Origin of the sequence: Mesorhizobium sp. L-2-11 (genome assembly GCF_016756595.1) — a bacterium.
Classification (GTDB): Bacteria; Pseudomonadota; Alphaproteobacteria; order Rhizobiales; family Rhizobiaceae; genus Mesorhizobium.
Genome location: NZ_AP023257.1, coordinates 6,306,506 through 6,320,342, shown reverse-complemented (window position 1 = coordinate 6,320,342; position 13,837 = coordinate 6,306,506). Strand labels below are relative to the sequence as shown.

The window sequence follows — 13,837 nt, the reverse complement described above, 5'->3', positions numbered from 1 at the left end:
GAACCACACCCGAAATTACACCACGTTGACGGACGCTACCGTGACGATTGTCGATCGGCGTTCGTAGCGGTCTTCAATGATCTCCAGCACATCACGCCGCTGGTCATCATTGAGTTTTTCCGGTCCCCAGTCATCGAGAATGAGAAGGTCGGTTTTGGCGAGTTGCTTGAGGATCCGGCCATAACGTCCGTCGCCTCTCGAGTGCTGCCTTCGAACAGGGCGGCCTGCTTGATACGCTCAAGAACGCTCTGACCGAGCGCGCGCTGAACGCGGAGATGGACCATCATCTGGCGAGCGACGAAGACGCTGGCAATACCCGTAACGGCTATAGCCGCAAGACGGTGACGACCGAGACCGGCAAGCTGGAGATCGATGTTCCTCGTGACCGCTAACGGGCGGCCTGAGAAATTGACCCACTAACGACACGAGGAACTGACCTCTCTTCGTGATCGAGGAGGGAAGGATGGAAACGATAGAATCTGGCCATCTTGCCCGCGTGTTTCTGTGACGCGGGGAGAGGAGATGCTGCAGCCTGACGAGGTGGCGGCGATGATACGGCTGCACGGGCTTGGCTGGGTGCCAAGCGGCTGGCGCATGAGTTCGGATGCGCGCAACACGGTGCGACGATACCTTCGTCAAGGTGGGTGGCGACTCTCCCGGCGGCTGGTACGGCGATCGGCGCTGGACGGACCGGACGGGTGGCTGCGTGAGCGGGTCTTCAGGCATAGTGGCAACGCCGACGTCATCCGGCAGGAGCTTGCGACCGAGCACGGCCTCGTACTCAGCCTGCGGCATGGTGAGCGGCGTGTCACTGGCTGGCGGCGCGAGCTGAAGGCGCTTGCACCTGAAATCCTCCATGGGCGTGTAATACTACGCAAAGGAGACCAGTGCCACGCGCCCGCGGGAGTTTCCGGAAAGCGAGCTGCGCCAGCCTTATGCCAGGTTCTCGCCCACACCTAGGCGATTCCGCTTTGATCAAGAACGCGGCATGTCTCGCGCATGCCTTCGAGCCCAGTCGAGTGTGTGGTTGTTGGCCTAACTCACGATATAGAAGCCCATCGCCCTTAAATCAGGTCCAATCGCTGCGGGCTTACGTGATATGCACCACCGTACTCTGCTTCAGGACTTCCCTTGAAGTGGCGGCTGTAGAAGATATTCGTTTCCATGTTGCCAAACGTGACATCTGCACCCCGCAAGATCGGGACGATGTCACTGTTCAGCATTGACCCTGGTCGGATTCGTGCCAGTTCGTCGGGTCGAGAATGACAAACTTCTCGCCGCCGTGTCCGGCCTTCGCCAAATAGCCTTGGCGACTCATGCACGCGCCACTGGCTACGCAGCACGAGTGGTCCGCAGCCGTTTGCGCGCACACTACGGCAACTAAGGGAGCCCGCACGACTACCTTGCACTGAACGGTTCAACGAGGAAGTGCGTCGGACGTGGCTGCGCTGTCTGAGACGGCGCGGCCAGAAAAAGTCGGCGCATGGGCCGGTCGGAGGTTCGAGACCCTGATGGCACGCGTCTGCCTGCCCGCTCCGCGCATTATTCGCACTTGGCCGCACGCTCGGAGATGACGTTGGTTACTCTCGGGAAAAGCCGGGTCAGGAAATCCCCTCGCCCGAATCTGTGAGGGCGAAAGCCGACTGGCTGAGCTAATTGCCGGTCAGCAAAATGCAAATTGCATTGATTCACCGGCAGGACATGGACTATGGGCTGGCTCGCCGATACACTGAAATATGGCGTTCGGAAGTATCTGTGAACCCATCTCTCATCCAGTTCTCCCAACGCTCCGCCAATTCCAAGCCCACGCATTCGGCCATGGTATCGAGCTCTTGATGATAGACGTAACGAATGCGTTGTGGCCAACGCCTAATAGACTTACCAGAAAACCAGAGGCTGGTTGACGTTACGGTTTGGTTCAGTGGGTCGTGCGTTTCTGTGTCCACGAAAGTATTTTTGTCATCAAATAGCCTTGCCGTAATCCGCTGCCTATTAACGAAACCACCCAAGACTGGCACGCGTATTTCTATCACTAAGACTCCCTCCTTATTTAGCGCCGCCGCCGCAGACCGGAGGCAAGCTATCTGGTCTTCGCGGTTGGAGAGCAGCGTGAACGTGCCATATATACAAAAGACTAGGTCGTAGACTTGCTCTACGCTAAAATTCGCAATGTCCCCCTTCCACGCCTCGACCTGATACGTACGCTCCGCGAGCAGTTTCAACATACTGTCCGAATTGTCGATACCTTCGACCCTCACGCCGCGCTCACTCAACGGCCCCGCCACGCGCCCGTTTCCAATACCAAGTTCAAGGGCATTCCCTCTGATGCAAAATCGCTCAAGAAAGGCGGCAGCTTCGCCGGCCTCCGTGTCTCTGCCGATAAGATTTGTATACTCCTCATACATCGATGACAAATTATCATCATAACCATACTCGTCAAGCATATCCGGCTCCATTGCAGTTTTACTTCTTAACACTTCCTTGTGTAGGGTTATTTAGAGATGCGAAAGAGTCTACTCCCGTTCTCGTTGGCGCGGGCATCTGTCCAAGTGCCACTCGCATGCAAACTGCAATACGGAACTGAGCGGCTTCGTTCGTGGATGGCTGTTGCAGTTCGGAGTGCACACACTATGCCAAGTGAAGAATGATTGGTTGTTCAATACCTTGGCTATTTGCGCCCCGTTTCGTCGTTGTCTGCGAAACTACAAATTGTTGGTTTTTCAACGTTCGATCGGTCGATTGAGGTCCAAAGGCCAGGGCGGCAACTCCGGACCTGCGGCGGGGCGAGGAGCGGGCTTATGCCCGCCTCTTACGGAGTGCTCTGGCTCGTGCCCCACGAGGTGGTGTAGCTCGGCGGTTTTAAGCCGCTCGCGAGCGCGCCGTTAATAGCGCTGTAGATGCTGTGGGCGAGCGTGTGGCATCCTCGGCGCTGTTGAGCAGCTACTAAGGAGCGCCCCATGTCACCATCTATGAGGCTGGACACGACGGCTTTTGGTTGGCACGCTGGCTCCAGGCGCGCGCTGTCGAAGCTTATGTCATCCATGCATCGAGCGTCGAGGTTTCCCGTGAACATCGGCGTGCCAAGACCGATCGCCTCGATCCGAACTGCTGATGCGTGGCTTTCTTGGCTGGCTGCGGCGCGAGAAGCGCCGCTGCATGGCAGCCATCCCAACCATCAATGAGGAGGAGGCCCGCCGTCCCAACCGTGACGAGACAATCTCGTCCGCGAACGTACGCGGATCGTCAAGCGCATTAAGGCAATCCTCGCTCGCTTCGGCCTTCGCGCCTTCAAACCCAATCTGCGCAAAGCTGCCGAGAAACTGGAGACTCTGCATACGGCGGAAGGTACGCCCCTACCGGCACGAAGCCGAGCCGAGTTGCGCCGTAACCTCGGACAGCTTCACCTGTTGCGTGAATAAATCCTTGAGATCGAACAGGAGCGGTTGCGGCAGTTCTCGGTGGTTCTGGACACGGAGAAGCGTGCGCTCGCAATGGTTCGCCTTCTTGCGCGGATCATCGGTGTCGGTATCGAGACTGCGGACATGCTGGTGAATGAGATTCTCTCACGCGGCCTGCGTGATCGGAGAGCCGTCGCCCGCTATGCCGGACTTACCGGCGCGCCGGATCAACGTGGCCAAGCAGGCGCGAGAAAGGTCTTGCGCGGGCCGGCAACGCTCGCGTCCACTATGGCATGATTCTTTGGCTTGGCGGTTCCTCCAATACCAAAAGGACAGCGCGCCGGTGCACTGGTTTTGCGCGAGAACGGCCAATGGCCATGGCGGTACGCGCAAGACGATGATCGTGGCTTTGGCGCGCAAGCTACTGATTGCATTCTGGCGACTTGTCACGACCGGCGAGATCCCGACGGGAGTAGCTCTGGGTCCGCCATAAAGCATGGAGGAGCGTTCGACGGGACGAGTTTGGTAGCTGCAATAGCGTCTGCCGACAACGGTCCGAGGTGGTGATGATCCCGGTCAGTCACATGGCTGACGAATGGGCCGACCGCCCGGAGCGTCGCCGCCGATGCGTATGGCTGCATCATGGTTTTCGATCCGCGAGGATCCAACCGCATACAAGCTTGCGGCGCGTTTACAGCGCCTGATGGCGAGCTCCCCTCGGTTTGCAGGGCGCTGCAACGGTCCACGGGCGGAAAGCAGAAGCTTGGCGATGCGCCCCCCTGACGGTCCGTGGCTGATCTCGCATTGACACTATCGGAGACGATCTCGGCCGTTGGGCCGCCGGCGGTGTCGCACGTACTGGCTTCGACCAGATGGTCCGAGATCTGCTTGGTAAGGTTGGGCAGTTTCGGCGCGGGAGGTGTCGCGGTTGCCCGCAACAGCCGCGACTGGTAGGAACTCGTCGAGATGTGTGTCGCGTCGTCGACACCGCATCAAGCGATCAAAAAGACGGTTTGTGCACCACGACGGGAAATGACAGATCGCCGCCGGGATCGAAGGGTAGTGCCAACGAGTACGAGCTTGATCTATTACGCCAGCGCTCTCTCTCTCTCCGGGCTTGTTCGTCGCCGCTGCTGCGGCCTCAAGTTGACCTGCGATACACCGGCACCGACACACCGCGCTCTCCCTGTTGGCGGACCTGCTCGAACGGGTGCAATACAGACCGAGCGGTGCCCATGCCGTATTCGGCCTTATGCCGTCCTACGTCTATCTCAAAACCAGATGACTTCAATACACACACTGAATTTGACGCAAAGCCCTTCGGCAATTGAAAATCCACCGATAAGCCAAAAAGCAAGACAGCAAGACAGTCGCAAGGCGGAGGAGGCGATGTGCCTATTTGGTAAACCGCAGGCGGCATCAATGTTGGCCAGTTGCCGTCGGGGCTCAATCATCCGCACCTCGCCGGGCTTCAGTTTAATTGACTGTGGGATGGAAAACGCGACCCTGCAGCTAAAGTGGCGCCGTTCCGCGCCAAGGGTGGGATCAACGTTGCGGCAGACATCCGACGAGGATTCGATCGACAACGTCGACCTGCAGAAAGGCACCCGATCCAGCGAATAGCGCTCATCGTTTGTCGCCACAAACCAAAGGGGAACTGAACATGACAATCTCACGACGCGAAATGATCAAGGCCGGTTTGGCCGCCGGAGCGGCTATAACGATCCCATCGGTCCTGCGGGCACAAAAAGCACCAACCGACGCGCGGACGGTCCGGATGGTGATGGGTGACCTCAGCGTCTTCGATCCGATGTTGACGACGGCTACCGCCACTGTCACCCATGGCCTGGCGATTTACGACACGCTGTTTGCGCTTGATTCCAAGTTTATGCCGCAGCCGCAAATGGTGGGGAAGTGGGGCGTTTCCGACGACAAGAAGATCTATACGTTCGAGCTTCGGGATGGTTTGGGGTGGCACGACGGCGCGCCTGTCACCTCGGCGGACTGTGTGGCGTCTATTCGTCGCTGGGGCCAGGTGGATCCCGGCGGACAACTGATCGTTGCGCGGACCAAGGATATCTCTAAGAAGGACGACAAGACCTTCACGATCGCGCTCGAGGAGCCGTTGGGGATTCTGCTCGATCTGCTCGCGAAAGTGGTTGGACCGGTCCCGTTTATGATGCGCGAAAAAGACGCAGATCGGCCCGCGACCGAGCAGGTGACCGCGAATATCGGATCGGGACCATTTAAGTTCAATGAGGCTCTTGCAAAGCCGGGCGCGAGCTTCACCTACGACCGCAATGAGAAATATGTGCCGCGTGAGGAAACCTCGGATGGCTTGGCCGGCGGGAAGGTCGTCAAGGTCGATCGTGTCATCTGGGAAATCATCGCCGATCAGCAGACCGCTTTCGCCGCCTTGCAGTCAGGTGAAGCTGACTACCTCGGAACGCCATCTCCGGATCTTTACTCACTAATCGAGAGCGATCCTAACCTTGAACTCCGGGTTCCCAAGTCGAACGAAGTATTTTTCATGCGCATGAACTGTCTGCAGAAGCCGTTCGACAACGTCAAGGCGCGCCAAGCAATGCTTAGCCTGATCGATCAGGAGGCAGTCATGCGTACCACGTATCCCCCAGAATACATCCGCACTATCACTTCCTTTTTTGGAAACGATACACTTTATTCGAATGATGAAAATACGGGATGGTTCAAGAAGGGCGGCGACCCCGAAAAAGCCAAGCAGCTCTTCAAGGAGGCCGGATATGCGGGCGAGAAGGTCGTCATTCTTGATCCCACGGATTGGGGGGCGGCCAACAATATGGCGCAGTTATTGGCGGCCACACTACGCAAGATTGGGGTGAATGCGGAGCTTGCCCCGAGCGACTGGGGCGGGCTCGTCGCCCGCCGCGCGAACAAGGGTTCGGTAGAGAACGGCGGCTGGAGCATTTTCATCACGAGCGAGTCCGATTACTCCCGCACCGATCCGGTCGGAAACCCCACTCTAAGCGCGAATGGCGAGAACGGTTGGTACGGCTGGCCGAAGAGCGACGAGTATGAGGCTCTTCGAGCCAAATGGGCGAATGTCGACACGGCAGAGCGCAAAGCACTGGCCCGCAAGATGCAACAAGAACACTGGAATTTCGTCGGCACCGTTCTGCTGGGTGAAGCTGTCTCGCCAACCGCCAACCGCAGAGCGCTCACCGGCCTCATCGCCATGCCAGATTGTACCCCGATGTGGAACATGCAGAAGGCCTCGGCCTAATGGCTGTCTACATCCTACGCAGAATGGTCTCGACCATCGCCGTCATGGCGATGGTCGGGATTTTTGTATTTCTGCTTCTTAGGTTGGCGCCCGGAGACCCCGCGGATATGATCGCTGGCCGCAACGCGACGCCTGAGATGATCGCCGGCATCCGTGAAAAGCTGGGCCTGAACGATCCTATGCCGGTTCAGTTCATGCATTGGGTGCGGGATATGCTAGGCGGTGATTTCGGCACCTCGATCTTTGCCGGACGACCGGTTCTGGACCTCATCTCGCAGCGGCTTGAGCCGACCCTTTCCCTGTCGATCCTGACGATGATGCTTTCGGTGACGGTCGGGGTCTCCTTCGGCATCCTTGCCGCGTGGCGATCTGGCGGTCTCGTCGACCGCCTCCTCACGGCCTTTTCGGCACTTGGTTATTCCGTCCCGGTCTTTGTCATCGGCTATTTTCTCATATACTTCTTCGCCATCAAGACACACTGGCTACCGGTGCAGGGATATGAGCCCATCGATGGTGGCCTCGGGCCTTGGTTCGTGCATCTGATCCTTCCCACCGTGGCGCTAAGTCTGGGCTACATCGCATTCATCGCGCGGGTTACGCGGGCTAGCATGCTCGAGGTCTTGTCGGAAGACTATATGCGAACCGCCGCTGCCAAAGGCGCTTCGTCCCATGCCATGCTTTTCCACCATGCCTTGAAGAATGCCGGCGCGCCAATCCTGACCGTCATCGGCATAAGCTTCGCCTATCTGATCGGCGGAGTTGTCCTCACGGAAACGGTGTTCAACATACCCGGTATCGGTCGTCTGGTTGTGGATGCGATCAACAACCGCGACTATCCGATCATCCAGAGTGTGCTCATCCTGACTTCGGGTGTGTACGTCCTTATCAACCTCACAGTCGATCTGGCGTACACCTTAATCGATCCCCGTATCCGGTACTGATATGACGATTTTGTCCGCATCAGTTGAAACGGTCCCGACGGGCCGCCTGCGAATATCTGATATTCCCCATCTGGCAAGGCGTCATCCGCTGGTCATTGCAGGCGGCGGCCTATTGGCGCTTCTGATCATCCTGGCGTTCGCTGCCCCACTTTACGCCGGCGACCCAGTGAACATGGATCCGTTCACGCGCCTCCAGCCGCCTACCGCTGAGATGTGGTTCGGGAGCGACAATCTGGGTCGGGACGTGTTCGCGCGAACGATCTTCGGCGCCCGGATTTCCCTCATGGTGGGATTGCTGTCGGCGGCATGCGCGGCTCTTGCCGGGGCTCTGATCGGTGTCATCGCCGGCTACAGCCGCAGCTTCGACAACTTCGTCATGCGGGTCATGGACGGCCTGATGTCGATCCCGACCATTCTGCTCGCCATTGCCCTTATTTCTCTGACAGGCCCCGGTATTGGCATCCTCATCGTCGCCATCGCGATCCCCGAGACGCCAGCCGTCGCGCGGCTGGTACGTTCGGTGGTTCTGGGTGTTCGAGAGCGTCCCTACGTGGAGGCCGCGCTCTGCGGCGGGGCGCGCCTGCCCAAGGTGCTGTGGCGGCATATTCTGCCGAGCACCATTCCGGCGCTGATGGTCCAGGGCGCCACTGTCTGCGCCAGCGCGATCCTGACGGAGGCCGGGCTGAGCTTCCTCGGCGTGGGCGTGCCACCCGAAATTCCGAGCTGGGGCAACATGATCGCCAGTTCGCGTCTGTATCTCGCCATCGCCCCATTGACGATCTTCGCCCCCGGTATCTGCCTTGCGGTCACGGTCCTTGCCGTCAACATGCTCGGGGACGGTTTGCGCGACCTGTTCGATCCCCGCGCCAAGCGGAGGCGCTAACATGAAGATGCATCAAACCGCAGGGAACGACGTGCTTCTCGACGTTCGAGACCTCGAGACACACTTTTACGGCGAAGCAAGCGTTACCCGCGCCCTAGGCGGCATCAGCTTTCAGGTCAAGAAAGGCGAGACGCTCGGCGTCGTCGGCGAATCCGGGTGCGGAAAGAGCGTTACCGCTCTCTCCGTCCTTCGCCTGCTGCCGAAGCTGTCCGCCAGGACGGTCGGCGGCGAGATCCGTTTTCGCGGACGCGACCTGCTTGAACTGTCTGCTCGGGAGATGCGCCAGATCCGCGGTGACCAGATCGCCATGATCTTCCAGGAGCCGATGACGAGTCTGAACCCGGTCTATACGGTCGGCCACCAGATCGCCGAAGCGGTGCAGATCCACACGAAAGCGTCCCGCTCGGTGGCCATGGAAAAGGCCGAAGAGATGCTCCGTCTCGTCCGCATCGCTGACCCGGAGCGTCGCGTGAACAACTATCCCCACGAAATGTCGGGGGGCATGCGCCAGCGCGTCATGATCGCCATGGCTCTTGCCTGCTCACCGGAACTGTTGATTGCCGACGAGCCAACCACCGCGCTCGACGTCACTATCCAGGCGCAGATCCTGCGGCTGATCGTCGACCTGAAAGAGCGCATGGGAACGGCCGTGATGTTCATCACGCATGATCTGGGCGTTGTGGCAGAGACGTGCCAGCGCGTAATTGTCATGTATGCCGGCCGGATCGTGGAGCAAGCGAGCGTAACTGAGCTGTTCGCGCGCCCTGCGCATCCGTACACCCAGGGCCTGATGCGTTCGGTGCCTGATCCGCGCCGCGGCCGTCAGCGCCGCCTTCCGGAAATCCCCGGCATCGTGCCAAGCTTGTGCGAGCCCATTGTCGGCTGCAGCTTTGCGCCTCGCTGCCCGTTCGCGATCGACATTTGCCGCGACAAGACGCCCGCCCTGCGTGATGTCGGGTCGAGCCACGCCGCAGCTTGCTGGCGCGCCGAAGAGGTGATGGACGCATGAGTGGTCCTTTGCTGAAAGTCGAGAATCTGACCAAGCATTATCCGCTCGGTGCGGGAATCTTCAAGAAAAGCATTCCGGTGATCCGGGCGGTGGAGGATGTATCCTTTTCGGTCGAGGCGGGCGAGACGCTTTGCATCGTCGGCGAATCCGGCTGCGGCAAGTCGACTGTCGCGCGGCTCTTGATGCGGCTCGTGGAGCCGACGGGCGGGCGCGTGCTGATCGACGGGACCGATATCGCGGGCCTCAAGAAGGGCGCGCTTCACGCGTGGCGCCGTCGGATGCAGATGGTCTTTCAGGACCCGTACTCGTCGCTCAACCCGCGCCTCACCGCCGGACAGATCATCACCGAACCCGTCGAGAATTTTGAGCGCCTCAGCCGGAAGCAGCGTCAGGCGCTTGCCGCTGACCTTCTCCGAAAGGTCGGAATGTCGCCCGAGATGATGAACAGGCTCCCGTCTGAGTTGTCGGGCGGTCAGCGCCAGCGGCTCGGCATTGCACGCGCCCTGTCGCTCAACCCCTCTCTCATCATCGCCGACGAAGCGGTCTCAGCCCTTGACGTGTCCGTGCAAGCGCAGATTCTGAATCTGCTTCTGGATCTCCAGCAGCAGATGGGCATCGCCTTCGTCTTCATCTCGCATGACCTTGGCGTCGTGGAGCATATCGCGCATCGCGTTGCCGTCATGTACCTGGGGCGGATCGTGGAACTCGCCACGTGCGAGGCGTTGTTCGCGAAACCGGTCCATCCCTACACTGAGGCGTTGATCGCCGCAGCTCCGGTGCCGGATCCGACGCGGGTTCGGCTGGAGGTGCTCGTGGAGGGCGAGGTGCCGAGCCCGATCAACCCGCCGAGTGGGTGCGCGTTCCACCCGCGCTGCCCCCTCGCGGTCGAGCGTTGCCGCATCGAAGTGCCGCCTTTAGTGCCGATGGCCGACGGACGGTTCGTGGCCTGTCATGTGCGCGCACCGGCGACAGGGGGCCCGGGAGAGTCGGCCGCCAACGCTCTACTCGCTTCCGTGGCAGAGCCGTAGACCTGTGCCTGAGGAAATCATGCTCTTATAGAGGTGATTGCCGTCCTTGGAACTGGCAATCTCGGCGGCTGCGTCAAACGCGACGTTGCTGCCGCGAGAATTGAAGATCGGCGGCAATGCAGGCTTCAATGGCATCCCAATCTTGGTCCGGGTTCTCGAACGGCTGGTCGAGCCTGCTCACTCGAACCCAGAAGCCGACTCGATCCCGCCAGTCGAACGATACCCAGCAAGATGAGGTCAGATGAAAGTTATATTAGATCAATCGCCCGCTTTATGACTCGTGGTCTGTCAAGCGAAGTCCGTGACTAGTCCAGAAGGGAACCGCCATATGACAATCACGACGCAACCGTATCAAGGCCGGTGTGACCGCAGGGCGACTTTATGGATGCCCGTTCGGTTCTAGCGGACCGGCATCGTGATTCTGAACGTTAGGTTCAGTACGGCAAAAGAAGAAGTTAGTCGTTGTAAGATTCAGCTTATGGAGGTGTCAATGGAGAACAATTCACAAGATCACGGCTCTCATACAGCTCGGCGGGGCGATGGTGACCTGCCACTGAACTGTCATCCAGCGGCGATTAGAGCCTCGGCCTTTTCTGTTACGCCGTAGGGCGCGGGTTGAACAACCGGCGGAGACGCGAAGCTTCTATCGAGCGCAGCGTTGGAGCCGGTTGCAGTGAGGGTTCCGGCGAAGGCCGCCGGGGTCTGGTAGCCGAGCGAGGAATGCGGCCTCGTCGCGCATCCGGCCGTTGAAGCTCTCGACATAGCCATTTTGCATCGGCTTTCCCGGCGCGATGTAGTGCCATTCGACGCGATGATCCTTCGACCAGGCAAGGATGGCGTTCGAGGTGAACTCCGTCCCGTGGTCGGAAACGATCATGTCTGGCTTGCCGCGCTGGACGATCAGGTCGGTCAGCTCACGTGCCACCCGACGACCGGAGATCGAGGTGTCGGGGATCGCCGCCAGGCACTCGCGCGTCACGTCGTCGACGATGTTGAGCACGCGGAACCGGCGGCCGCAGGCGAACTGATCATGGACGAAATCCAGCGACCAGCGCGCGTTCGGCCGTGCCTCGACCAGGATCGGTGCCCGCGTGCCAACCGCGCGCCGCCGCGCCCGGCGCTTGCGAACCGTCAGTCCCTCTTCGCGGTAGAGCCGATAGATCCGGTTGATCCCTGACGGCTCGCCTTCGCGCCGAAGCAGGATGAACAGTCGCCGATAGCCGAAGCGACGCCGCTCGTTGGCCAGGTCGCGCAGTCGGCTGCGCAACTCCGTCTCCGGCGGCCGGCAGGACTGGTAGCGGATCATCTTGCGATCGGCACCGACGAAGGAACAGGCCCGCCGCTCCGACAGGCCCATGGCGGACCTCAGATGCGCGACGGCTTCGCGCTTGGCGGCGGGCCCTACCATTTTTTTGACAGAAGCTCGCGCAGCGCCGAGGCCTCCAGCATCTGGTCGGCGAGCAGCTTCTTCAGCCTGGCGTTCTCATCCTCCAGCGCCTTCAGGCGCTTGGCGTCGGACACGTCCATGCCGCCATACTTCGCCTTCCAGTTATATAGCGTCGCCTCGCTGACCCCGTGCTTGCGAGCCAGGTCACCGGCCTTTGCGCCCGCCTCGTGCTCGCGCAGAACCGCGATGATCTGATCTTCCGTGAACCGCTTCCGCTTCATCTGTCCGTCCTTCAATCGAGGCCGGACTCTAACTCCAGGTGGAGGAAAAACTCAGTGGCAGGTCAATGGCTATGATACGGCCGGCTCGATCGAACGAATGTTGCGAACGGCTTCACACTGGTAGCAGTCGGCGACCTCATCTTATCGCGACCGCTGACTAGATACGAACATCCCTGCTTCGGCGACATCGTCAAGATTCCTTGTGATGCCGATGTCACTTCGGTAATATGGAAACCTTGATCTTCGATATCCGATCGTTTGAGGGAAGTCCGGAGGCTGAGCACGGCGGCGCTTGTCACATTCTTGCACAAGCTGGGGCCGCTCGCTTCCGGAGCGGTCAGTCTTTGACGCCCCGGAGGGGCTTCTCCGCCGATGGCGACCACGTTGCTGAAACCGGCAATGTTGAGCCGGGGCGGGACAGTTATGACCGCTACCAAGTCGGCCTTCCACCTTCAGATCGATTTCGATGCGTTCGAATGCGGCGCGCATCTTTTTCAACTCATGGTCGAAGGAGATTCCTCGTGATCTCGTCTAAATTGGAAAGCCGCGACCGAGGCAAAACCTTAGGCGACATCAGCGGGTACAGCAATTTTCCGATTGTCAGTTCCGTTTGAAATGGCTGCGGGTCTGCCTCCTCACATTTCTCGTCGACCATGCAAAAAAGATCTGTCGAAAGCCGCGCTTTCGGCGTAACGTTGCTCCACTGAGCCCCGTCGTTTCGCGTCACATGGATGAGCCCGTCGTCGGTAGCTGCTCAGATATCGCCCTTGCGGTTCCGGGATTCCACGATCGAGGCGCACGTAGCATGCACTCCGGCGCCGGAATCGTCGTGGGTCAGGACGCCACCCGAATGGTCCTGTCGAGCTGGGTCGTTAAGGCTTAGATCGGGCGAGATCACGGTCCAACTCGATCCCTCGGCGCGGTTGCGGAAGACGTGCTTGCCCCGATATAAAGTGTCTTCTGATCATGCGGCGAGAAGGTGATCGGGAAGATCCAACCGAAACGGTAGCGCATATTCTTCGACGCCATACCGCTCGTCTTTTCCGGGCAGCCACTGACAAGGCGAATTTGTCGGGTGCGGTGGTCGTAGCGTTGCAAAGCTCCACAGTCTCCTGGGCTTGAGCCGATCGCGCCGCACTGGACGATCTCGGAATCCTTGGGATCCACGGCGATGAAGCCGCTCTCGCCGGTGCCTGGATAGGTGCAGTCGCCCAAGCGTGATAACACTTATTCCGAGGGCCCTCGAAACCGAGATCGAGGTGTTGTCCTGCTGCGTGGCGTAGATAGGGATATTGGTCGTCGACATCGATGCGATAGAACTACGCTGTGTTCTGATTGTAAATCGACGACCAGGTCCTGCCCCATTGAAGGTGATGTAGGCGCCGCCGTCATTGCCTTCGATCATTAGCTGGGATTGACCGGGTCGATCCAGAGATCGTGGTTGTCGCCATGAGGCGTGATCACCTCGGTGAAGCTCGCCCCACCATCGGTCGAGCGGGCGACCGCGAGCGCTCCGACACTGGCGCTCGTCAAGAACCATCGGATACGCAGCGCCAATATACGCCGCCGGCGATCGTCTTCCATACCCCGCCCGCCCACCCGCCGAAATAGAACACTATCGGCTCGTTGGGGTCGCCCGCGACCGCGG

The 13,837-nt window shown here is 59.7% G+C and carries 11 protein-coding genes and 7 pseudogenes; 11 read left to right on the top strand and 7 right to left on the bottom strand.

Features of this window, described 5'->3' with window-relative positions:
• Positions 1 to 39: 39 nt before the first annotated feature.
• Positions 40 to 201, bottom strand: a pseudogene (locus JG739_RS36530) (ATP-binding protein); the annotation flags it as partial.
• Between JG739_RS36530 and JG739_RS30060 the strand changes: the two are divergent.
• Positions 198 to 389: pseudogene (locus tag JG739_RS30060) on the top strand (transposase); the annotation flags it as partial. The pseudogenes JG739_RS36530 and JG739_RS30060 sit on opposite strands and share 4 nt — an antisense overlap.
• A 133-nt stretch (positions 390 to 522) precedes the next feature.
• Positions 523 to 837 (top strand): annotated as a pseudogene (locus JG739_RS35685) (IS21 family transposase); the annotation flags it as partial.
• Positions 838 to 873: 36 nt separating this feature from the next.
• Here JG739_RS35685 and JG739_RS36525 read toward each other — a convergent pair.
• Together JG739_RS36525 and JG739_RS30055 are read right to left on the bottom strand one after the other, a co-directional pair.
• A pseudogene (locus JG739_RS36525) lies at positions 874 to 1,211 on the bottom strand (CapA family protein); the annotation flags it as partial.
• 495 nt (positions 1,212 to 1,706) lie between these two features.
• Positions 1,707 to 2,444 (bottom strand): class I SAM-dependent DNA methyltransferase, encoded by a 738-nt coding sequence (locus JG739_RS30055; protein ID WP_202364548.1) that lies wholly within the window; start codon positions 2,442 to 2,444, stop codon positions 1,707 to 1,709.
• 515 nt (positions 2,445 to 2,959) lie between these two features.
• On the opposite strand from JG739_RS30055, the pseudogene JG739_RS36520 reads away from it, so the two are divergent.
• Positions 2,960 to 3,891 (top strand): annotated as a pseudogene (locus JG739_RS36520) (transposase); the annotation flags it as partial.
• Positions 3,892 to 4,669: 778 nt separating this feature from the next.
• Here the strand turns inward: JG739_RS36520 and JG739_RS30045 are convergent.
• Positions 4,670 to 4,984 carry a hypothetical protein gene (locus tag JG739_RS30045; RefSeq protein ID WP_202364546.1) on the bottom strand — a complete coding sequence of 105 codons (315 nt, stop codon included), beginning with the start codon at positions 4,982 to 4,984 and terminating at the stop codon, positions 4,670 to 4,672.
• A gap of 77 nt (positions 4,985 to 5,061) precedes the next feature.
• Here JG739_RS30045 and JG739_RS30040 point away from each other — a divergent pair, with 77 nt between their 5' ends.
• Genes JG739_RS30040 through JG739_RS30015 form a run of 6 tightly spaced genes read left to right on the top strand, consistent with a single transcriptional unit; the run spans position 5,062 to position 10,756 of the window.
• Positions 5,062 to 6,660 carry an ABC transporter substrate-binding protein gene (locus JG739_RS30040; RefSeq protein ID WP_202364545.1) on the top strand — a complete coding sequence of 533 codons (1,599 nt, stop codon included), beginning with the start codon at positions 5,062 to 5,064 and terminating at the stop codon, positions 6,658 to 6,660.
• A complete protein-coding gene (locus JG739_RS30035) occupies positions 6,660 to 7,601 on the top strand; it encodes an ABC transporter permease (RefSeq protein WP_202364544.1) in 942 nt (313 codons plus the stop codon). The genes JG739_RS30040 and JG739_RS30035 overlap by 1 nt, the downstream gene beginning before the upstream one ends.
• A gap of 1 nt (position 7,602) precedes the next feature.
• Positions 7,603 to 8,484: an ABC transporter permease gene (locus JG739_RS30030; protein ID WP_202364543.1), complete on the top strand. Its 882-nt coding sequence runs from the start codon at positions 7,603 to 7,605 to the stop codon at positions 8,482 to 8,484.
• Between the two features lies 1 nt (position 8,485).
• Entirely contained in the window at positions 8,486 to 9,493 is a 1,008-nt protein-coding gene (locus JG739_RS30025) for an ABC transporter ATP-binding protein (RefSeq protein WP_202364542.1), read from the top strand.
• Positions 9,490 to 10,521 (top strand): ABC transporter ATP-binding protein, encoded by a 1,032-nt coding sequence (locus tag JG739_RS30020; RefSeq protein WP_202364541.1) that lies wholly within the window; start codon positions 9,490 to 9,492, stop codon positions 10,519 to 10,521. The genes JG739_RS30025 and JG739_RS30020 overlap by 4 nt, the downstream gene beginning before the upstream one ends.
• Positions 10,522 to 10,567: 46 nt before the next feature.
• Positions 10,568 to 10,756 (top strand): hypothetical protein, encoded by a 189-nt coding sequence (locus JG739_RS30015; RefSeq protein ID WP_202364540.1) that lies wholly within the window; start codon positions 10,568 to 10,570, stop codon positions 10,754 to 10,756.
• Positions 10,757 to 11,082: 326 nt separating this feature from the next.
• On the opposite strand, the pseudogene JG739_RS30010 reads toward JG739_RS30015, so the two are convergent.
• A pseudogene (locus JG739_RS30010) lies at positions 11,083 to 12,189 on the bottom strand (IS3 family transposase).
• Here JG739_RS30010 and JG739_RS36515 point away from each other — a divergent pair.
• Positions 12,188 to 12,491: pseudogene (locus JG739_RS36515) on the top strand (hypothetical protein); the annotation flags it as partial. The pseudogenes JG739_RS30010 and JG739_RS36515 overlap by 2 nt on opposite strands.
• Positions 12,492 to 12,561: 70 nt before the next feature.
• Positions 12,562 to 12,714, top strand: a complete 153-nt coding sequence (locus JG739_RS30005) for a hypothetical protein (RefSeq protein WP_202364539.1) — start codon at positions 12,562 to 12,564, stop codon at positions 12,712 to 12,714.
• A 369-nt stretch (positions 12,715 to 13,083) separates the two neighbouring features.
• Here the strand turns inward: JG739_RS30005 and JG739_RS30000 are convergent, their stop codons facing one another.
• Both JG739_RS30000 and JG739_RS29995 read right to left on the bottom strand, forming a co-directional pair.
• Positions 13,084 to 13,404 (bottom strand): hypothetical protein, encoded by a 321-nt coding sequence (locus JG739_RS30000; RefSeq protein WP_202364538.1) that lies wholly within the window; start codon positions 13,402 to 13,404, stop codon positions 13,084 to 13,086.
• 189 nt (positions 13,405 to 13,593) lie between these two features.
• Positions 13,594 to 13,773 (bottom strand): hypothetical protein, encoded by a 180-nt coding sequence (locus JG739_RS29995; RefSeq protein WP_202364537.1) that lies wholly within the window; start codon positions 13,771 to 13,773, stop codon positions 13,594 to 13,596.
• Positions 13,774 to 13,837: the final 64 nt, after the last annotated feature.